The 19,366-nt window shown below is 75.2% G+C and carries 19 protein-coding genes; 18 read left to right on the forward strand and 1 reads right to left on the reverse strand.

All coding sequences use genetic code 11. The features are described from left to right. Positions 1–36: 36 nt before the first annotated feature. Positions 37–1,260, forward strand: a complete 1,224-nt coding sequence (locus ACRYM6_RS19455; protein WP_432544538.1) for an MFS transporter — start codon at positions 37–39, stop codon at positions 1,258–1,260. Here ACRYM6_RS19455 and ACRYM6_RS19460 read toward each other — a convergent pair. Continuing rightward, a complete protein-coding gene (locus tag ACRYM6_RS19460; RefSeq protein WP_432544539.1) occupies positions 1,241–1,615 on the reverse strand; it encodes a DUF1844 domain-containing protein in 375 nt (124 codons plus the stop codon). The genes ACRYM6_RS19455 and ACRYM6_RS19460 overlap by 20 nt on opposite strands. A gap of 307 nt (positions 1,616–1,922) precedes the next feature. Here ACRYM6_RS19460 and infC point away from each other — a divergent pair, with 307 nt between their 5' ends. The 17 genes from infC (at position 1,923) to tyrS (ending at position 19,194) form a co-directional block, all read left to right on the forward strand. Continuing rightward, positions 1,923–2,558 carry a translation initiation factor IF-3 gene (gene infC / locus ACRYM6_RS19465; protein WP_432544558.1) on the forward strand — a complete coding sequence of 212 codons (636 nt, stop codon included), beginning with the start codon at positions 1,923–1,925 and terminating at the stop codon, positions 2,556–2,558. Between the two features lie 96 nt (positions 2,559–2,654). Next, positions 2,655–2,849 (forward strand): 50S ribosomal protein L35, encoded by a 195-nt coding sequence (gene rpmI, locus ACRYM6_RS19470; RefSeq protein ID WP_432511998.1) that lies wholly within the window; start codon positions 2,655–2,657, stop codon positions 2,847–2,849. A 101-nt stretch (positions 2,850–2,950) separates the two neighbouring features. Further along, positions 2,951–3,337 carry a 50S ribosomal protein L20 gene (rplT, locus tag ACRYM6_RS19475; RefSeq protein WP_432544540.1) on the forward strand — a complete coding sequence of 129 codons (387 nt, stop codon included), beginning with the start codon at positions 2,951–2,953 and terminating at the stop codon, positions 3,335–3,337. Positions 3,338–3,368: 31 nt separating this feature from the next. Continuing rightward, the gene (locus ACRYM6_RS19480; RefSeq protein WP_432544541.1) at positions 3,369–4,220 is read left to right on the forward strand and encodes a TrmH family RNA methyltransferase; all 852 of its coding nucleotides are present in this window, start codon (positions 3,369–3,371) and stop codon (positions 4,218–4,220) included. Between the two features lie 47 nt (positions 4,221–4,267). Beyond that, positions 4,268–5,365 carry a sensor histidine kinase gene (locus ACRYM6_RS19485; protein WP_432544542.1) on the forward strand — a complete coding sequence of 366 codons (1,098 nt, stop codon included), beginning with the start codon at positions 4,268–4,270 and terminating at the stop codon, positions 5,363–5,365. Positions 5,366–5,447: 82 nt separating this feature from the next. Further along, entirely contained in the window at positions 5,448–6,560 is a 1,113-nt protein-coding gene (gene pheS / locus ACRYM6_RS19490; RefSeq protein ID WP_432544543.1) for a phenylalanine--tRNA ligase subunit alpha, read from the forward strand. Beyond that, the gene (gene pheT, locus ACRYM6_RS19495; protein ID WP_432544544.1) at positions 6,560–9,124 is read left to right on the forward strand and encodes a phenylalanine--tRNA ligase subunit beta; all 2,565 of its coding nucleotides are present in this window, start codon (positions 6,560–6,562) and stop codon (positions 9,122–9,124) included. Before pheS ends, pheT begins: the two co-directional genes overlap by 1 nt. A 4-nt stretch (positions 9,125–9,128) precedes the next feature. Further along, positions 9,129–9,947 (forward strand): SDR family NAD(P)-dependent oxidoreductase, encoded by an 819-nt coding sequence (locus tag ACRYM6_RS19500; RefSeq protein ID WP_432544545.1) that lies wholly within the window; start codon positions 9,129–9,131, stop codon positions 9,945–9,947. A gap of 43 nt (positions 9,948–9,990) precedes the next feature. Then, positions 9,991–11,049 carry an N-acetyl-gamma-glutamyl-phosphate reductase gene (argC, locus tag ACRYM6_RS19505; RefSeq protein ID WP_432544546.1) on the forward strand — a complete coding sequence of 353 codons (1,059 nt, stop codon included), beginning with the start codon at positions 9,991–9,993 and terminating at the stop codon, positions 11,047–11,049. Beyond that, entirely contained in the window at positions 11,046–12,197 is a 1,152-nt protein-coding gene (gene argJ, locus ACRYM6_RS19510; RefSeq protein WP_432544547.1) for a bifunctional glutamate N-acetyltransferase/amino-acid acetyltransferase ArgJ, read from the forward strand. The genes argC and argJ overlap by 4 nt, the downstream gene beginning before the upstream one ends. Then, complete coding sequence (gene argB, locus ACRYM6_RS19515) at positions 12,194–13,096, forward strand: acetylglutamate kinase (protein ID WP_432544548.1); 903 nt, start codon at positions 12,194–12,196, stop codon at positions 13,094–13,096. The genes argJ and argB overlap by 4 nt, the downstream gene beginning before the upstream one ends. After that, positions 13,093–14,361, forward strand: coding sequence for an acetylornithine transaminase (locus tag ACRYM6_RS19520; protein ID WP_432544549.1), 1,269 nt, complete (start codon positions 13,093–13,095; stop codon positions 14,359–14,361). Before argB ends, ACRYM6_RS19520 begins: the two co-directional genes overlap by 4 nt. Then, positions 14,358–15,278, forward strand: a complete 921-nt coding sequence (gene argF, locus ACRYM6_RS19525; protein WP_432544550.1) for an ornithine carbamoyltransferase — start codon at positions 14,358–14,360, stop codon at positions 15,276–15,278. The genes ACRYM6_RS19520 and argF overlap by 4 nt, the downstream gene beginning before the upstream one ends. Next, positions 15,275–15,847, forward strand: coding sequence for an arginine repressor (locus tag ACRYM6_RS19530; protein ID WP_432544551.1), 573 nt, complete (start codon positions 15,275–15,277; stop codon positions 15,845–15,847). Before argF ends, ACRYM6_RS19530 begins: the two co-directional genes overlap by 4 nt. After that, positions 15,847–17,292, forward strand: coding sequence for an argininosuccinate lyase (gene argH, locus ACRYM6_RS19535; RefSeq protein ID WP_432544552.1), 1,446 nt, complete (start codon positions 15,847–15,849; stop codon positions 17,290–17,292). The genes ACRYM6_RS19530 and argH overlap by 1 nt, the downstream gene beginning before the upstream one ends. After that, positions 17,289–17,912: a DNA-3-methyladenine glycosylase gene (locus tag ACRYM6_RS19540; protein ID WP_432544553.1), complete on the forward strand. Its 624-nt coding sequence runs from the start codon at positions 17,289–17,291 to the stop codon at positions 17,910–17,912. Before argH ends, ACRYM6_RS19540 begins: the two co-directional genes overlap by 4 nt. Positions 17,913–17,925: 13 nt before the next feature. Continuing rightward, positions 17,926–19,194, forward strand: a complete 1,269-nt coding sequence (tyrS, locus tag ACRYM6_RS19545) for a tyrosine--tRNA ligase (RefSeq protein ID WP_432544554.1) — start codon at positions 17,926–17,928, stop codon at positions 19,192–19,194. The last annotated feature ends 172 nt before the right edge of the window (positions 19,195–19,366 follow it).

Here is a 19,366-nt window from a genome sequence, read left to right on the forward strand (position 1 = left end):
GCGGACGGGGCGCCGGGGCCTGCCAGAGTGCTCGCCGTGCCTCCCGCCGTCCCCGGCCGCGCCACCGCTCTCGCCCGGGCGTTCCGCCCCTACCGCGACGTCCTGTCGGTGCGCGGCGTCGTCCTCCTCGAGCTCGTCGGCTCCCTGGGGCGGGTCCCGCTGTTCATGGCCGGCATCGTCTGCGTGCTGCACGTCGTGCAGACCCTGGGGCTGGGCTACGGCCCGGCCGGTCTGGTCGGTGCGGCCGCGACCGTCGGCACCGCGGTCAGCTCGCCGTGGCGCGGCTGGGTCGTGGACCGCTACGGGTTGCGGCGGGCGCTGGTCCCGACGGTGCTGGCCCAGGCCGCCTGCTGGTCGATCGCGCCGTTCCTGCCGTACGCGGGGCTGCTCGCGGTCTCGTTCGTCGCCGGTGCGCTCGGTCCGCCGGTGTTCACGGTCGTGCGCCAGTCGCTGGCGGTGGTCGTCCCGCCCGAGCGCCGCCGCACGGCGTTCTCCCTGGACGCCGTGCTCGTCGAGTTCTCGTACATGGTCGGTCCCGCGGCCGGGACGGCGATCGCCCTGGGGTCCTCCACGACGACGGCCATGCTGGTGGTGGGCGCCGCCCAGGTCGTCGCGGCCGCGGCGCTGTTCGCCCTGGACCCGCCGCTGCGCAGCGCCCCCGCCGACGTCGAGCACCGCGGCGCGGCGAGCCGGGGCGGGCACGGGGTCTGGACGTCGGCCCTGCTGCTGGCGATGGCGTGCGCGTTCGCCGCCGACCTGGTCCTGTCGGCCACCGACATCGGCATCGTCGCGCGGTTGCGCGAGGAGGGGGCGGTCGGCTGGACGGGGCTGGTGCTGGCGGTCTGGGCCGCCGGGTCGGTCGTCGGCGGGCTCGTGCACGGGGTGCTGCCCCGCGCGGTGCCGCCGTGGCTGCTGGTGGCCTGCCTCGGGGCGGCCACGGTGCCCCTGACGGTGCTGCACGGACCGCTGGCGCTGGCGCTCGGGGCCTTCGTGGCGGGGCTGTTCTGCGCGCCGGTCATCAGCGCCACCGTCGACCTGGTCGCCCACGGCGTCCACGAGTCGGTGCGCGGGCGGGCGATGGGCTGGCACGCGGCCGCGACGACCGTCGGCGCCGCCGCCGGTGCGCCGCTGGCCGGAGCCGTCAGCGACGCCGGCGGGACCGGCGCCCCCTTCCTGGTCGTGGGTGCGCTCGGCCTGGTCGCCGGGGCGGTGACCGCCGGGCTCGCCCGGCGGACGCGCCTCAGACCACGCTTCCCGTGAGGCGCTCGCCGGGGCCCTTGCCCGGTTCGTCCGGGACCGCCGAGGCCTCGCGGAAGGCCAGCTGCAGCGAGCGCAGGCCGTCGCGCAGGGAGCGGGCGTGCTGCCCGCCGATGTCGGGGGCGGAGGTGACCACGAGACCGGCCAGCGCGGTGATGAGGATCCGGGCCTCGGCCAGGTCCAGGTGGTCCTCGGCGTCCGGCCCCTCGGCCAGCCCGCACTTGACGGCGGCGGCGCTCATGAGGTGGACGGCGGTGGTGGTGACGATCTCGGCGGCGGGGACGTCGGCGATGTCGCGGGCGAACCCGTCGGCCGGGGAACCGGCGCCGTCGCCGTCGGGGGTGCTCTGTGACTGCATGCTGATACTCTTGCAGGCGACCGACCGGCACACGTCAGCCGATCCCCGCGGAACACCACCGGGGGACCGGTGGTCCGTGGGGCCGGCACGCGAAGCGGAGGCCTCCTCCCACCCCGGTGCTCACGGCGCCGCGGGTCCTGGTCCGCGGTCCTCCCCGGAGGGCCGCAGCGGCGTCCCTCGTCGCGCTCGTCCCTCGTGGTCGAGGCGTGGTGGGTGCGCCGTCGGATCTGGTGGCCCCCGCAGCGCGTCCGTGCACGGGGGCCTTCCTCGTGTCCGGCGGCCCCACACGACGACGAAGGAGCAGCACATCAGCGAGCCCCGCATCAACGACCGCATCCGTGTTCCCGAGGTGCGGCTCGTGGGCCCCAACGGCGAACAGGTCGGCATCGTGCGCGTCGAGGACGCGCTGCGGCTGGCGGACGAAGCAGGCCTCGACCTCGTCGAGGTCGCTCCGACGGCGCGGCCGCCGGTCTGCAAGCTCATGGACTTCGGCAAGTTCAAGTACGAGTCCGACATGAAGGCCCGCGAAGCCCGCAAGAACCAGACGAACACGATCCTCAAGGAGATCAGGTTCCGTCTGAAGATCGACCCGCACGACTACGGCACCAAGAAGGGCCACGTCGAGCGGTTCCTCAAGGCCGGGGACAAGGTCAAGGTCATGATCATGTTCCGCGGGCGTGAGCAGTCGCGGCCCGAGATGGGCTTCCGGCTGCTGCAGCGCCTCGCGGAGGACGTGGCGGACCTGGGCAGCGTCGAGAGCTCGCCGCGCCAGGACGGCCGCAACATGGTGATGGTCATCGGGCCGCACAAGAAGAAGGCCGAGGCCAAGGCCGAGGAACGCCGCCGCAAGGACGCCGAGGCCGCGCAGCCGGCCGACGACGCCCCGGCCGCGGAGGCCCCGGTCGCCGCCTCGTCCGACGAGACGGCCGCCACGGCGTCCTGACGCCCACCTGACACGGCCCGCGGGAGGCACGCTCCCGCGGGCCGTTCGCCAGACCAGGCCGGGGTCCACCCCCCGGCACCGAACACAGGAGAAGACGTGCCCAAGAACAAGACCCACTCCGGCGCCAAGAAGCGGTTCCGCACCACCGGCTCCGGCAAGGTCATGCGTGAGCGCGCCAACAAGCGCCACCTGCTCGAGGTGAAGCCGAGCAAGCGCACCCGTCGCCTCTCGGTCGACGCGGTCGTGTCGCCCGCGGACGCCAAGAAGATCAAGAAGCTCCTCGGCATCTGATCCGCGGCCGGTCCACCCGGACCGGTGCTCACCGACAACCAGCGGGCGCGCGACCCCTCCGGTCCCGCCGCAGCCCGCGACCGACTGACTAGGAGTACCCCGTGGCACGCGTGAAGCGCGCAGTCAACGCCCAGAAGAAGCGTCGCACCGTCCTCGAGCAGGCCAGCGGCTACCGCGGCCAGCGCTCGCGCCTGTACCGCAAGGCGAAGGAGCAGGTCACCCACTCCCTCGTCTACGCGTACCGCGACCGCAAGGCCCGCAAGGGCGACTTCCGTCGCCTGTGGATCCAGCGCATCAACGCCGCGGCCCGCGCCGAGGGCATGACCTACAACCGCTTCATCCAGGGCCTGAAGGCCGCTGAGATCGAGGTCGACCGTCGCATGCTGGCCGAGCTCGCCGTGTCCGACCCGGCCGCCTTCTCGGCGCTGGTGAAGACGGCCAAGGCCGCCGTCCCGGCGACCGCGGCCCCCGAGGGCTCCGCGGCCTGATCCGCCGGACCCCGACGCAGAACGCCCGGCAGTGCCGCACACCGACGTCCCCGTCCTCTCGAACCCCCGAGCGGAGCGGGTGAGGTCCGTGCACGCGCTGACCGGGCGTTCGGCGCGTCAGCGCCACGGGCGGTTCCTCGCCGAGGGCCCGCAGGCCGTGCGCGAGGCCGTCGCGGCCGGGGCGGCGCTGGAGCTGTACGTCACCGCGGACGCCGCCGAGCGGTACCCCGGGATCGTCGCCGGGGCCCCCAGGGTGTGGACCGTCACCGACGAGGTCCTCGCCGCGATGAGCGACACGGTCACCCCGCAGGGGCTCGTCGCGGTCTGCCCCGCGACGACGACCGACCTCGAGGACGTCCTCGCCGCCCAGCCGCGCCTGGTCGCCGTCCTGGACCGCGTCCGCGACCCGGGCAACGCCGGGACGGTCCTGCGCGCCGCCGACGCCGCCGGTGCCGACGCCGTCGTCCTGACCGCCGGCAGCGTCGACGTCTTCAACCCCAAGTGCGTCCGGTCGACCGCCGGCAGCCTGTTCCACCTGCCCGTCGTCGTCGGCGTCCCCCTCGCCGACGCCGTGACGGCGTTGCAGCGCAGCGGTTCCACCGTCCTGGCCGCCGACGGCCGGGGGGACCGCGACCTCGACGACCTGGCCGACGAGGCGGCGCGCGGGACGGTGCGGGACGTCGACCTGCGCCGCCGCACGGCGTGGGTGTTCGGCAACGAGGCCGCCGGCCTGGACGACCGGGGCCGGTCCCTGGCCGACGCGGTGGTGCGGGTCCCGCTGCACGGGCGGGCCGAGAGCCTGAACCTGGCCACCGCGGCCGTGGTGTGCCTCTACGCCAGCGCCCGCGCGCACCGCGGCGCGCACCCCGCCGCACCGGCCTGAGCGGTCCCCGCGGTGGTGGGCCGTCCCCGATGCCTTAGTGTCACAGCGTGCCCGAGGCGAGGGGGAGCGCCGGGGCCGCGTCGTCGGCCCGTCCCCTCGTGGTGCCCGAGCTCCGGTTGGACGACCTTCCCGACGGTGTCGTCGTGGTCGCCGGCGACGGGTCCATCACCGACCTGAACCAGGTGGCCGAGCGGCTGCTGGGCCGGCCCCGCGCCGAGCTCGTCGGCACGCCCCTGCGGCGGGCCCTGCCGCTGCAGGACACCTCCGGGCGCCGCTGGTGGGACGTCCTGCGCGACGCCGGCCGCCGCCCCAGCGGGGTCACCGAGGACGGCCACCCCGAGCGGCTGCTGCTGCTGCCCGGCGGCACCGAGCTGCTGGTGACCGCGCGCTTCCACCGCGACGGGACCGGCCGGCTGCTGCGCGCCGTCCTGGCGCTGCGCACCCCCGACGAGCGCCGCCGCGCCGAGACCGACACCACCAGCCTCATCGCGACCGTGGCCCACGAGCTCCGTTCCCCGCTGACGTCGGTGAAGCAGTTCACCGCCAGCCTGCTGCGCCGGTGGGACCGGTTCACCGACGAGCAGAAGCGCCTCATGCTGAGCACGGTGCAGGCCGACGCCGACCGCGTCAGCCGCCTGGTCGGGGACCTGCTCGACGTCGCCCGCGTCGACGCGGGCCGGTTGACGGTGCACCGGCGGCCCATGGACCTGGCCGCGCTGGTGCGCGAGCACGTCGACCGGCTGCGGATGGCCGGGTACGACGACGAGCGGTTCGTGCTGACGGTGGCCCCGGACCTGCCCGAGCTGTGGGCCGACCCCGACCGGATGGCCCAGGTCGTGACCAACCTCGTGGACAACGCGGTGCGCCACGGCGCGGGGACCGTGGAGGTGGCGGTCGCCGCCGTGGACGGGTGGGTGGTCCTGACCGTCGACGACGGCGGCGAGGGCGTCCCGGACGAGAACCGGCCGTACGTCTTCTCGAAGTTCTGGCACGGCGGCGCCCGCAGCGGGACCGGCCTGGGCCTGTACGTCACGCGCGGCCTGGTGGAGGCGCACGGCGGCGACGTGGACGTCGACACCGCCCCGGCCGGGGGCGCCCGCTTCACCGTGCGGCTGCCCGCGGGCGAACCGGCGCCGGTGGCCTGAGGCTCGCGGGCGGCCGGGGCCGGCTGTCTGGGAGGATCGGGTCAACGACCCGATCCGCCCGTCCCGAGGAGTGCGCACCCCGATGTCCGACCAGCCCGACGTGCCCGAGGGCGCGGTGGACGAGGCGAGCGTGCAGGCCGCCCTCGACGCCGCCCTGGCCGCGGTGGCCGCGGCCGCCGACCTCGACGAGCTCAAGGCCGCCCGCCTGGCGCACGCCGGTGACCGCAGCCCCCTGGCCCTGGCCAACCGCGCCATCGGGACGCTGCCCGGGCCCGAGAAGGCCGCCGCCGGCAAGCGCGTGGGCCAGGCCCGCGGCCGCCTGAACGCCGCGGTCGCCGCGCGCACCGAGGTGCTCGAGGCCGAGCACACCGAGCGGGTGCTGCGCGAGGAGGTGGTCGACGTCACCGTCCCGGCCGCCCGCGCCGAGCGGGGCGCCCGCCACCCCATCCCGCTGCTGGTCGAGCGGGTCGCGGACGTGTTCACCGCGATGGGCTGGGAGGTCGCCGAGGGGCCCGAGGTCGAGGCCGAGTGGTTCAACTTCGACGCGCTGAACTTCGACGCCGACCACCCGGCGCGGCAGATGCAGGACACGTTCTTCGTCGCCGACGAGCAGGGCGGCCCGGGTTCGGGGCTGGTGCTGCGCACGCACACCTCCCCGGTGCAGGCCCGGTCGCTGCTGAACCGCGGGGTCCCGCTGTACGTCGTCTGCCCGGGCAAGGTGTTCCGCACCGACGAGCTCGACGCGACCCACACGCCGGTGTTCCACCAGCTCGAGGGCATCGCGATCGACGAGGGCCTGACGATGGCCAACCTCAAGGGGACGCTCGACCACTTCGCGCGGGCCATGTTCGGCGACGCCGTCCAGACCCGCTGGCGCCCGGCGTTCTTCCCGTTCACCGAGCCCAGCGCCGAGCTGGACCTGCGGTTCTCCCTGGGCCGCGACGCCGAGCGCGGCTGGATCGAGTGGGGCGGCTGCGGCATGGTCAACCCGAACGTCCTGCGGGCGGCGGGGATCGACCCCGACCGCTACCAGGGCTTCGCGTTCGGGATGGGGATCGAGCGGACGCTGATGTTCCGCAACGGGGTGACGGACATGCGCGACGTGGTGGAGGGTGACGTGCGGTTCAGCCGGGTGTTCGGGGTGGAGGACCTCTCGGCCTCCGGCGTGGCGACGGTGCGGGAGGGCGGGCTCTGATGCGCGTCCCGTTGAGCTGGCTCGCCGAGCACGTCGACCTGGAACCGGGGGCCCGCGGCGCCGACGTCGCCGCCTCCCTGGTCCGGGTGGGCCTGGAGGAGGAGGGCGTGCACACCGCCGGCATCACCGGCCCGGTGGTCGTCGGCCGCGTCCTGGACCTGGTGGGGGAACCGCAGAAGAACGGCAAGACGATCAACTGGACCCACGTCGACGTGGGCCCGGAGCACAACGACGCGGACGGCTCGCGCGGCATCGTCTGCGGCGCGCACAACTTCGTCGAGGGCGACCTGGTCGTCGTCGCGCTGCCCGGGGCCGAGCTGCCCGGGGGGTTCGGCATCGCCGCGCGCAAGACGTACGGCCACGTCTCCGACGGCATGATCTGCTCCTCGAGGGAGCTCGGCCTCGGCGACGACCACGACGGGATCATCGTCCTGTCGCAGTTCCTGCCCGGGGTGGAGGTGACCCCGGGGCAGGACGCGCTGGAACTGCTCGGCCTGGCCGAGGAGACCGTCGAGGTCAACGTCACCCCCGACCGCGGGTACTGCTTCAGCATCCGCGGCATCGCCCGCGAGTACGCCCACGGCACCCGCCGTCCCGTCGAGGACGTCCTGCGCGACCCCGTCGACGTCGAGGTGCCGCTGCCGGCCGGGCCCGGTTTCCCCGTGCGGCTGGAGGACGACGCCCCGCTGCGCGGCGCGGTGGGCTGCGACCGGTTCGTCGCGCGCGTCGTGCGCGGGGTGGACCCCACCCGCCCCTCGCCGCGGTTCGTCGCCGACCGCCTGCGGCAGGCCGGGATGCGGCCGATCTCGCTGGCCGTCGACGTGACGAACTACGTGATGCTCGCGACGGGCCAGCCGCTGCACGCCTACGACCTGGACGCGCTGCAGGGCGAGGTCGTCGTGCGGCGGGCCCGGGCGGGGGAGACGCTGACGACGCTCGACGGCGTCGAGCGCACCCTGCACCCCGAGGACCTGCTCATCACCGACGAGGTCCCCGGCGACCCGTCGACGTCGCGGGTGCTGAGCCTGGCCGGGGTCATGGGCGGGCAGGCCAGCGAGGTCACCGACGGCACCCGGGCGGTGCTGCTGGAGGCGGCGCACTTCGCGCAGGTCAGCGTCGCGCGCACGGCGCGCCGGCACCGGCTGCCCTCGGAGGCGGCCAAGCGCTTCGAGCGGGGCACGGACCCGGCGATCTGCGACCGCGCCGTGGAGCTGGCGGTGCGCCTGCTGGTCGAGCACGGCGGCGGCACCCCCGATCCCGGGGCCACCGACGTCGGGGAACCGGCTGCGCCGCAGCCCATCACCATGGACGCCGGGTTCCCCGAGCGCGTCGTCGGCGTCCGGTACGCCGCCGACGAGATCGTCTCGATCCTCACGCAGATCGGGTGCGCGGTGACCGTGGAGGGTCCGGTCCTGACGGTCGTGCCCCCGACGTGGCGTCCCGACCTCGTCGGCCGGGTGCACCTGGTGGAGGAGGTCGCCCGCGTCGCCGGGTACGACGCGATCCCCTCGGTGCTGCCGCCGGCTCCCGCCGGGACGGGCCTGACGTCCGCGCAGCGGGCCCGCCGGTCGGTGGCCCGGGCGCTCGCGGACGAGGGGTTCGTGGAGGTCCTGAGCTACCCGTTCGTGGCGGAGTCGGTGTTCGACGCGCAGCAGCTGCCGGCGGACGACCCCCGCCGCCGGGCGCTGCGGCTGGCGAACCCGATGTCGGAGCAGCAGCCGCTGATGCGGACGAGCCTGCTGGACTCGCTGGTGGAGACGGTGCGGCGCAACGTCTCGCGCGGTCTGCGGGACCTGGCCGTGGTGGAGGTGGGGTCGGTGACGCACCCGAGCCCGGGGGCGGCGCCGGCGCCGGTCCTGGGGGTCGAGGCCCGCCCGGACGAGGAGGACCTGGCCCGCCTGCGCGAGGCGGTCCCGGCCCAGCCGCTGCACGTGGCGGGCGTCCTGACCGGGGTCCGGCGCCGTCCGGGGGCGCTCGGCGACGGGTTCGCCCGCGCCGGGGAACCGGTGAGCTGGGCCGACGCGGTGGAGGCGGCGCGCACGGTCGCCGCGGCCGTCGGGGTCGAGGTGGCGGTGGAGGCGGTCGAGCACGCGCCCTGGCACCCCGGGCGCGGGGCGCGGGTCGTGACCGGCCAGGGGCACACCGTCGGCTACGCCGGGGAGCTGCACCCCGGCGCGGTCGCGGCCCTGGAGCTGCCCGCCCGGGCGGTGGCGTTCGAGCTGGACCTGGACGTGCTGCTGGCGCAGGTGGGGGCGACGCCGCAGGTCGCGTCGCTGTCGCCGTTGCCGGCGGCCACCCAGGACGTCGCGCTCGTGGTGGACGCGGCGACGCCCGCGGCCGCGGTGGAGGCGGCGCTGCGGGAGGGGGCGGGCCCGCTGCTGGAGGACGTGCGGCTGTTCGACGTCTACACCGGTGAGCAGGTCGGGGCGGGGCGCAGGTCGCTGGCCTTCGCGCTGCGCTTCCGGGCGCCGGACCGCACGTTGACGGCCGAGGAGGCGAGCGCGGCCCGGGACGCCGCGGTGGCGGTCGCCGCGGAGCGGACGGGGGCCACCCAGCGTGTCTGAGCCGGTGTCGGGTCCGCTGCGGGTCCAGCCCGTGCGCGCGCTGGTGACCGGCGCGAGCCGGGGCATCGGCCGTGCGGTGGCGCTGGGGCTGGCGCGGGCGGGGTTCACGGTGGCGGTGACGGCCCGCAACGCCCGGGAGCTGGACGAGCTGGTCGAGGAGATCACCTCCGACGGCGGCCGGGCGGTGGCCACCGCGTTCGACGTCACCGACGCCGCGGCGGTGGCCGCGGGGGTGCACGCGCTGGAGCTGGAGCTGGGCGGTTTCGACCTGCTGGTGCAGTCCGCGGGCCGCATCGAGGCCCGGGAGGTCCCGCCGTGGGAGGCGGACCTCGCCCAGGTCAGGGCGGTGCTGGAGGCCAACGTGCTGGGGCCGTTCCACGTCGCGCGGGCCGTGCTGCCGGGGATGGTGGCGCGGGGGGCGGGCCGGGTGGTGGACCTGAGCTCGGGGGCGGCGTCGAAGGACGGCGGGACGTACGCGGCGTACGCGGCGAGCAAGGCGGCGCTGTTCCGCCTCGGCGGGGCGATCGCGGCCGCGGGGGCCGAGCACGGCGTCCTGGCGTTCGAGCTGTCGCCCGGGGTGGTCCGCACGGCGATGTCGTCGGGCATGCGCCAGCACGCCGACCGCACGGACTGGACGGACCCGGAGGAGGTCGTGGCCATGGTGCTGGCGATCGCGAGCGGGGAGCTGGACGCGTGGTCGGGCCGGTTCCTGCGGGTGGGGGCGGACACGCCGGCCTCCCTGCGGGCCGCGGCTCCCGCGCTCACCCCGACGGCCCGCCGGCTGGTGGTCGCGCCGTACGGTCCGGACGACCCGATCGCCTGACCCCTCCATGCATGACTAGACCGTTGCGTGTATGTTCATGCACATGGAACCCGGGAAGCGGCTGAAGGTCGCCGTCGCAGGGGCCAGCGGCTACGCCGGTGGCGAGGTCCTGCGCGTGCTGCTGAACCACCCGCACGTCGAGATCGGCGCCCTCACCGGTGCCTCCAACGCCGGCAGCCGCCTCGGCGAGCTGCAGCCGCACCTGCTGCCGCTGGCCGACCGCGTCCTGCAGCCCACGACGCCGGAGGTCCTCGCCGGCCACGACGTCGTCTTCCTGGGCCTGCCGCACGGCACCTCGGCGGCCGTGGCGGCCCAGCTCGGCGAGGACGTCGTGGTCGTGGACCTCGGGGCCGACCACCGGCTGACCGACCCCGCCGCGTGGGAGCGGTTCTACGGCGGCGAGCACGCCGGGTCCTGGCCCTACGGCCTGCCGGAGCTGCCCCTGGCCGGCGGCGGCTCCCAGCGCGACCGGCTCGCCGGGGCGCGGCGCATCGCCGTCCCGGGCTGCTACCCGACCGCGGTGAGCCTCGCGCTCGCCCCCGGCTTCACGGCCGGCCTGCTCGACCCGGCGGACGTCGTGGTGGTGGCCGCCTCGGGCACCTCCGGCGCCGGCAAGGCCCTCAAGCCCCACCTGCTGGGGTCGGAGGTCATGGGGTCCATGAGCCCGTACGGCGTCGGCGGCGGTCACCGGCACACCCCGGAGATCGAGCAGAACCTCACCCTCGCGGGCGGGTCCGGCGTCACGGTGTCGTTCACCCCGACCCTGGCCCCGATGTCGCGGGGGATCCTCGCCACCTGCACCGCGCGGCTGGCCGCGGGGGCCCGCGCCGACGACGTGCGCGCGGCCTGGGAACGCGCCTACGCCGCTGAGCCCTTCGTCCACCTGCTGCCCGAGGGGCAGTGGCCCTCCACGGCCCAGGTGCTCGGCGCGAACGCCTGCGCCCTGCAGGTCGCCGTCGACGAGCACACCGGCCGGGTCCTGGTCGTCGCGGCCATCGACAACCTCGTCAAGGGGACCGCCGGCGGTGCCGTGCAGTCCGTCAACATCGCCCTCGGCCTGCCCGAGGGCGCCGGTCTGACCGCAGTGGGAGTCGCCCCGTGAGCGTGACGGCAGCAGCAGGTTTCCGGGCGGCGGGGGTGACCGCGGGGCTGAAGGCCTCCGGCCGGCCCGACCTCGCCCTCGTGGTCAACGACGGTCCGCTGGACGCGGCCGCGGCGGTCTACACCTCCAACCGGTGCAAGGCGCACCCGGTGCTGTGGAGCGAGCGCGCCAGCGCCGACGGCCACGTCAAGGCCGTCGTCCTGAACTCCGGCGGCGCCAACTGCTTCACCGGCCCGCAGGGTTTCCAGACCACCCACGCCACCGCCGAGCTCGTCGGTGAGCTCACCGGGTCCGGCGCCGCCGACGTCGTCGTGTGCTCCACCGGGCTCATCGGCGTGGAACTGCCGCGCGAGGCGGTGCTCGAGGGCGTGCGCGCGGCCTCCGCGGCCCTGTCGACCGAGGGCGGGACGGCCGCCGCGACGGCGATCATGACGACGGACACCGTCTCGAAGCAGGCCATCGGCAGCGGCGACGGCTTCGTCGTCGGCGGCATGGCCAAGGGCGCGGGCATGCTGGCCCCCGGCCTGGCCACGATGCTCGTCGTCCTGACCACCGACGCCGTCGTGGGGGCCGCCGACCTCGACCGGGCGCTGCGGGCCGCGACCCGCACCACCTTCGACCGCGTCGACTCCGACGGGTGCATGTCCACCAACGACACCGTGGTGCTCATGGCCTCCGGCGCCGGCGGCGTCACCCCCGACCCGGCGGCCTTCGACGAGGTCGTCCGGCGGGTGTGCGCCGAGCTGGCCCGCATGCTCGTCGGCGACGCCGAGGGCGCCGACCACGACATCGCGATCGAGGTCGTCGGGGCGGCCACCGAGGCCGAGGCCGTCGAGGTCGCCCGCTCCGTCGCCCGCAACAACCTGTTCAAGGCCGCCGTCTTCGGCAAGGACCCGAACTGGGGCCGCGTCATGGCCGCGGTGGGGACGACGTCGGCGCGCTTCGACCCGCAGACGCTCGACGTGAGCCTGAACGGCGTCCCGGTCTGCGTCGACGGGACCCCGCACGCCGACCCGGCGCAGGTCGACCTGGGCCCCCGCGAGGTCCGCGTCCGCATCGACCTCAAGGCGGGGGACGAGACGGCCACGGTGTGGACGAACGACCTGACCCACGCCTACGTCCACGAGAACAGCGCGTACTCCTCGTGAGCGAACTCGCCGAGCTCAGCGCCCAGGACAAGGCCAGCGTCCTCGTCGAGGCCTTGCCGTGGCTGCAGAAGTGGCACGGCGCCCTCGTCGTGCTCAAGTACGGCGGCAACGCCATGGTCGACGACGAGCTCAAGCGCGCCTTCGCCGAGGACGTCGTGTTCCTGCGCACCGCCGGGCTGCGGCCCGTCGTCGTCCACGGCGGCGGCCCGCAGATCTCCACGATGCTGCGCAAGCTCGACATCCGCAGCGAGTTCCGCGGCGGTCTGCGGGTCACCACCCCCGAGACGATGGACGTCGTCCGGATGGTGCTCACGGGTCAGGTCGGCCGCGAGCTGGTCGGTCTGCTCAACGCCCACGGCCCCCTCGCGGTCGGCCTGTCCGGTGAGGACGCCGGTCTGCTGCGCGCCACCCGGCGCGGGGCCGTCGTCGACGGCGAACTCGTCGACGTCGGCCTCGTCGGCGACGTCGTGGGGGTCGACCCCCGGGCCGTGGTGGACCTCCTGGACGCCGGGCGCATCCCCGTCATCTCGACCGTCGCGCCCGAGGTCGACGACGACGGGAACCCCGTCCACGGCCGGGTCCTCAACGTGAACGCCGACACCGCGGCGTCGGCCATCGCCGTGGCCCTGGGCGCGCAGAAGTTCGTCGTCATGACCGACGTCGCCGGGCTGTACCGCGACTGGCCGAACACCGACTCCCTCGTGCGGGAGATCGGGGCCGACGACCTCGCCGAGCTGCTGCCGTCCCTGGAGTCGGGGATGGTGCCCAAGATGGAGGCCTGCCTGCGCGCGGTGCGCGGCGGCGTCCCCCGCGCCACCGTCATCGACGGCCGGCAGGCGCACTCGGTCCTGCTGGAGGTCTTCACGACGTCCGGCAACGGCACGATGGTCGTGCCGTGAGCACTCAGGGAGGAACCGTGGAACTGGCCCGGACGGCCGAGGCGCTGCCCGCGACGGACGGTTCGTCGCAGGCGTGGCTGGACCGCTACGCGCATTCGGTCATGCAGACCTTCGGCACCCCGCAGCGCGTCCTGGTCCGCGGTGAGGGCCCCTACGTGTGGGACGCCGAGGGCACGAAGTACCTCGACCTGCTCGGCGGGATCGCGACGAACTCCCTCGGTCACGCCCACCCGCTGCTCGTCGCGGCCGTGACCGCGCAGCTGACGACGCTGGGGCACGTCTCGAACTTCTTCGCCTCCGCCCCGCAGGTGGCCCTGGCCGAGCGGCTGCTGGAGGTCTCCGGCGCCCCGCGGGGCTCGGCGGTGTTCTTCGCGAACTCCGGCGCCGAGGCCAACGAGGCCGCGTTCAAGATGGCCCGGCGCACCGGCCGGACCAAGGTCGTCTCGACCCTCGGCGCGTTCCACGGCCGGACGATGGGCGCGCTGGCGCTCACCGCCAAGGAGGCCTACCGCGCGCCCTTCGAGCCGCTGCCCGGCGGGGTCGAGTTCGTCCCCTACGGCGACCTCGGCGCGCTCGGGCGGGCCGTCGACGGCGCCACGGCCGCGGTGTTCCTCGAACCCCTGCAGGGGGAGAACGGGGTCGTGCCCGCCCCCGACGGCTACCTCGCCGGTGCTCGCCGGATCACCGCCGAGCACGGCGCGCTGCTCGTCCTGGACGAGGTCCAGACCGGCATCGGGCGCACGGGGGAGTGGTTCGCGTTCCAGAACCCCCGGCACGAGGGCGTGGTCCCCGACGTGATGACGCTGGCCAAGGGCCTGGGCGGCGGGATCCCGGTCGGGGCGGTCGTCGCCTTCGGGCCGGGCAACGCGACGCTGCTGGGCGCGGGGCAGCACGGCACGACGTTCGGGGGCAACCCGGTGGCGTCGGCGGCCGGGCTCGCGGTGCTGCACGCGATCGAGCGCGACGGCCTGCTGGCCAACGTCCGCGCCGTCGGGGCGCACCTGCGCGCGGCGGTGGAGGCCCTGGGGCACCCGCTCGTCGAGGGCGTGCGCGGGGAGGGGCTGCTGCTGGGCATCGGGTTGACCCGCCCGGTCGCCGGCGAGGTCGTGCAGGCCGCGCTGGCGAACGGCTTCATCGTCAACGCGGCTCGTCCGGACACCGTCCGGCTGGCCCCGCCGCTGGTGCTGACCGCGGCGCAGGCCGACACGTTCACCGCGGCCCTGCCCGCGATCCTCGACGCCGTCCAGGCGGAGGTGGCCCCGTGACCGTCCGGCACTTCCTGGCCGACGACGACCTGACCCCCGCCGAGCAGGCGGAGGTCCTGGCCCTGGCCGCGCGCCTGAAGGCCGACCGGTTCGCCGAGCGGCCGCTGGCGGGACCGCAGACCGTCGCGCTGCTGTTCGACAAGCCCTCGACCCGGACCCGGGTGTCCTTCAGCGTCGGCGTCGCCGACCTCGGCGGGGTGCCGCTGGTGGTCGACGCGGCTGGTTCGCAGCTGGGCCGCGGTGAACCGGTCGCCGACACCGCGCGGGTCCTCGAGCGCATGGCCGCGGCGATCGTGTGGCGCACGTTCGCCCAGAGCGACCTCGTCGAGATGGCCGCGAACTCCCGGGTGCCGGTCGTGAACTCCCTCACCGACGACTACCACCCCTGCCAGATCCTGGCCGACCTGCAGACGGTCGCCGAGCACAAGGGGACGCTGGCCGGGCTGACGCTGGCCTACGTCGGCGACGGGGCGAATAACATGGCCCACTCCTACGCCCTCGGCGGCGCGACCGCCGGGCTGCACGTGCGGATCGGCACCCCGTCCTCGGACCTGCCCGACCCCGCCATCATCGCCCGGGCGCAGGCGGTCGCGGCGACCACCGGCGGTTCGGTCGCGGTGACCTCCGACCCCCTCGAGGCGGTCGCCGGCGCGGACGTCGTCGCGACGGACACCTGGATCTCGATGGGGCAGGAGGGCCAGGAGTTCGAGCGCTTCCGCCCGTTCTCGCTGACCTCCGCGCTGCTGGCGCGGGCCAAGGACGACGCGATCGTCCTGCACTGCCTGCCGGCCTACCGCGGCAAGGAGATCGACGCCGACGTCCTGGACGGCCCGCGGTCGGTGGTGTGGGACGAGGCGGAGAACCGCCTGCACGCCCAGAAGGCGCTGCTCGTCTGGTTGCTGGAGAAGTCCCGGTGAGCCTGGCACCGGGGTCCGGCGCGGGGACGAAGGCGTTCCGGCACGACCGGATCGCCACCGTGCTCGCCCGGTTCCCGGTGCGCTCGCAGACCGAGCTGGCCGCCCACCTCGCCGAGGAGGGGGTCGCCGTCACGCAGGCCACCCTGTCGCGGGACCTGGTGGAGCTGGGCGCGGTGAAGGTCCGCGACGGCGACCGCGGCCTGGTCTACGCCCTGCCGGCCGAGGGCGGTGACCGGACACCGCGCCGCGGCGTCGGGCAGGAGGTGCTGGACGCGCGCCTGGCCCGCTGGTGCGAGGAGCTGCTCATCAGCGCCGAGGCCTCGGCGAACCTCGTCGTCCTGCGCACGCCCCCGGGGGCGGCGCAGTTCCTGGCCAGCGCGGTCGACCACTCGGTGATGCCGACGCTGCTGGGCACCATCGCCGGCGACGACACGGTGCTGGTGATCACCCGCGACCCCCTCGGCGGGGACGCCGTCGCCGCCCGGTTCCTCGCCCTGGCCCGCCGCGCCACCCCCGAGGACCCCCAGAACGACCTCCAGGACGACCCCGAGAGCGAAGTGGACGTGTGATGACCGAGAACTCCCCCCAGCAGGGCGAGAAGGGTTTGTGGGGTGCCCGGTTCGCGACCGGCCCGGCCGAGGCGATGGCGGCCCTGTCGAAGTCCACGCACTTCGACTTCCGGCTCGCCCGCTACGACCTGGCCGGTTCCCGGGCCCACGCCCGGGTGCTGCGCACCGCGGGGCTGCTCGACGAGGCGACGCTGGACGCGCTGCTGGCCGGCCTGGACGCGCTGGAGGCCGACGTGGTGTCGGGCGCGTTCGTCCCGGCCGCCGAGGACGAGGACGTCCACTCGGCCCTGGAGCGCGCGCTGGTGGAGCGCGTCGGCGCCGACGTCGGGGGGCGGCTGCGGGCCGGCCGGTCCCGCAACGACCAGATCGCGACGCTGCTGCGGATGTTCCTGCGCGACCACGCGCGGGTCGTCGCCGGGCTCGTGCTGGACGTCGTCGAGGCGCTCCTGACCCAGGCCGCGGCGCACCCGGGCGCGGCGATGCCGGGCCGCACGCACCTGCAGCACGCCCAGCCGGTCCTGCTGGGCCACCACCTGATGGCGCACGCCTGGCCGCTGCTGCGCGACGTGGAGCGGTTGCGGGACTGGGACGCCCGCGCGGCGGTCTCGCCGTACGGCTCGGGGGCCCTGGCCGGTTCCTCCCTGGGCCTGGACCCGGTCGCGGTGGCCCACGAGCTGGGGTTCACCCGCAGCGTCGAGAATTCCATCGACGGCACGGCCTCGCGCGACGTCGCGGCCGAGTTCGCGTTCGTCGCGGCGATGATCGGCGTGGACCTGTCCCGGATCTCCGAGGAGGTCATCGCCTGGGCGACCAAGGAGTTCTCCTTCGTGACGCTCGACGACGCCTGGTCGACCGGGTCGAGCATCATGCCGCAGAAGAAGAACCCCGACGTCGCGGAGCTGGCCCGCGGCAAGGCGGGCCGGCTCATCGGCGACCTCACGGGTCTGCTCGCGACGCTCAAGGGCCTGCCCCTGGCGTACAACCGCGACCTGCAGGAGGACAAGGAACCCGTCTTCGACGCGGTCGACACCCTGGAGCTGCTGCTGCCGGCGGTGGCGGGGATGGTCGCGACGCTGCACTTCCACACCGACCGGATGGCCGCGCTGGCCCCGCAGGGCTTCGCGCTGGCCACCGACGTCGCGGAGTGGCTCGTGCGCCAGGGGGTGCCGTTCCGCGAGGCGCACCAGGTCTCCGGGGCCTGCGTGCGCCGCTGCGAGCAGCGCTCGGCGGCCGAGGGCCGCAGCGTCGAGCTGTGGGACCTGACGGTGGAGGACCTGGCGTCGATCTCCCCGCACCTGACCCCCGAGGTCAAGGACGTGCTCTCGACCGAGGGGTCGCTGTCCTCGCGCGACGGCGTCGGCGGGACGGCCCCGCTGCGGGTCGCCGAGCAGCTCGAGGCGGCCCAGGACGCCCTCGCGAGGCACCTGGCGTGGGCGCGCCCGTGAGCCTGCCCCGGTCGTTCTACGACCGGGACGTCCTGGAGGTGGCGCGCGACCTGCTGGGCCGGGTCGTGCGCCACCGGACCCCCGCGGGTGTCGTGGGGGTCCGGCTGAGCGAGGTCGAGGCGTACGCCGGGCAGCAGGACCCGGGGTCGCACGCCTTCCGCGGCCCCACCCCCCGCACCCGCGTGATGTTCGGCGAGCCCGGGCACGCCTACGTCTACTTCTCCTACGGCATGCACTGGTGCGTGAACCTGGTCTGCGGTCCCGAGGGCACGGCCTCGGCGGTCCTGCTGCGGGCGGGTGAGGTCGTCGAGGGCCTGGAGCTGGCCCGGTCGCGCCGGGTCGCGGCCCGCAAGGACGTCGACCTGGCCCGCGGCCCGGCGCGGCTGACGCAGGCCCTGGGCGTGGACCGGGCGCAGGACGGCGTCGACGTGTGCTCGGGGGGTCCCTTCGAGGTCGTGGCGGGGGAGCCCGTGGCGGACGCGGACGTGGCGTGGGGGCCGCGGGTGGGGGTGGCCGGGGCGGGCGCACCGACCCCGTGGCGCGCTCGCGTCGTGAACGACCCAACGGTGTCCGCGTACCGTGTCGGCGGGCGACGGTCGCCCGGTACGCGGAGCACCTAGGGGAGAACGAGTCGTGAGCGACGTCTGGGACGAACTGCAGTGGCGGGGCCTGGTGGCGCACTCCACCGACGAGGCCGCGCTGCGGGAGGCTCTGGCGACGGGTCCGCTCACCTACTACGTGGGGTTCGACCCGACCGCCGCGAGCCTGCACGTCGGTCACCTCGTGCAGGTGCTCACCGCCCGGCGCCTGCAGCGGGCCGGTCACCGCCCGCTGATCCTGGTGGGCGGGGCGACGGGCCTGGTGGGGGACCCGCGGCCGTCGGCCGAGCGGACGATGAACGACCCCGCGGTGGTCGCCGGCTGGGTCACCGGGCTGCAGGCGCAGATCGCCCCGTTCCTGGACTTCGAGGGTCCGGCGGCGGCGACGATGGTCAACAACCTCGACTGGACGCAGTCGATGTCGACGATCGAGTTCCTGCGCGACGTGGGCAAGCACTTCAGCGTGAACCGCATGCTGGACCGCGAGGCCGTGAGCAAGCGCCTGGCCACGACGGGCATCTCCTTCACCGAGTTCGCCTACGTCCTGCTGCAGAGCAACGACTACCTCCAGCTGAACCGCCTCCACGGCTGCACGCTGCAGCTGGGCGGCTCGGACCAGTGGGGGAACATCACCGCCGGCTGCGAGCTCGTCCGCCGGGTGGACCAGGAGACGGTCCACGCCCTGGCGACGCCGCTGCTGACGAAGGCCGACGGGACGAAGTTCGGCAAGACCGAGTCCGGAGCCGTCTGGCTGGACCCGGACCTGACCAGCCCGTACGCGTTCTTCCAGTTCTGGCTCAACGCCGAGGACGCGAAGGTCGTCGACTACCTCAAGGCGTTCAGCTTCCGCAGCCCCGAGGAGATCGAGGAGCTCGGGCGCGCCGTGCAGGAGAACCCCCGGGCGCGGGCGGCTCAGCGGGCGCTGGCGCACGAGGTGACGGCGCTGGTCCACGGGGAGGCCGCCGCGGTGGCCGTGGAGCAGGCCTCGTCGGCGCTGTTCGGCGGGGCCGACCTGGACGGCATCGACGAGCGGACGCTGCGCGGGGCGCTGGAGGAGCTGCCGACGGCCACGCCGGCCGACCGGACGGTGCGGGTGGCCCAGCTGTTCGCCGACACCGGCCTGGCGACGAGCCTGAGCGGCGCGCGGCGCACCATCGGCGAGGGTGGCGCGTACGTGAACAACGTCAAGGTGGCCGACCCCGAGGCGACCCTGGCCGACGTGCAGCTGCTGCACGACCGGTACGCGGTGCTCCGGCGCGGCAAGAAGTCGCTCGCGGCAGCCGCACTCCCGTTGCCGCAGTAGCAGATCGGTCGTCGGGGCGCACGCGATTTGCATGCCGCCCCGACGGCCGCGTAATGTTCTCGATGTCGCCCCGGCGGGGCGGAAAACCGGAGCTCACGAGCTTGGGTGGTCCGCGTCCAGGGGGTGGCGCCGGGAGGTCTTGACCGGGGTGGGGTTGCAGGTTGGCCCGATG

It is taken from the genome of Kineococcus rugosus (assembly GCF_050871975.1).
GTDB lineage: Bacteria > Actinomycetota > Actinomycetes > Actinomycetales > Kineococcaceae > Kineococcus.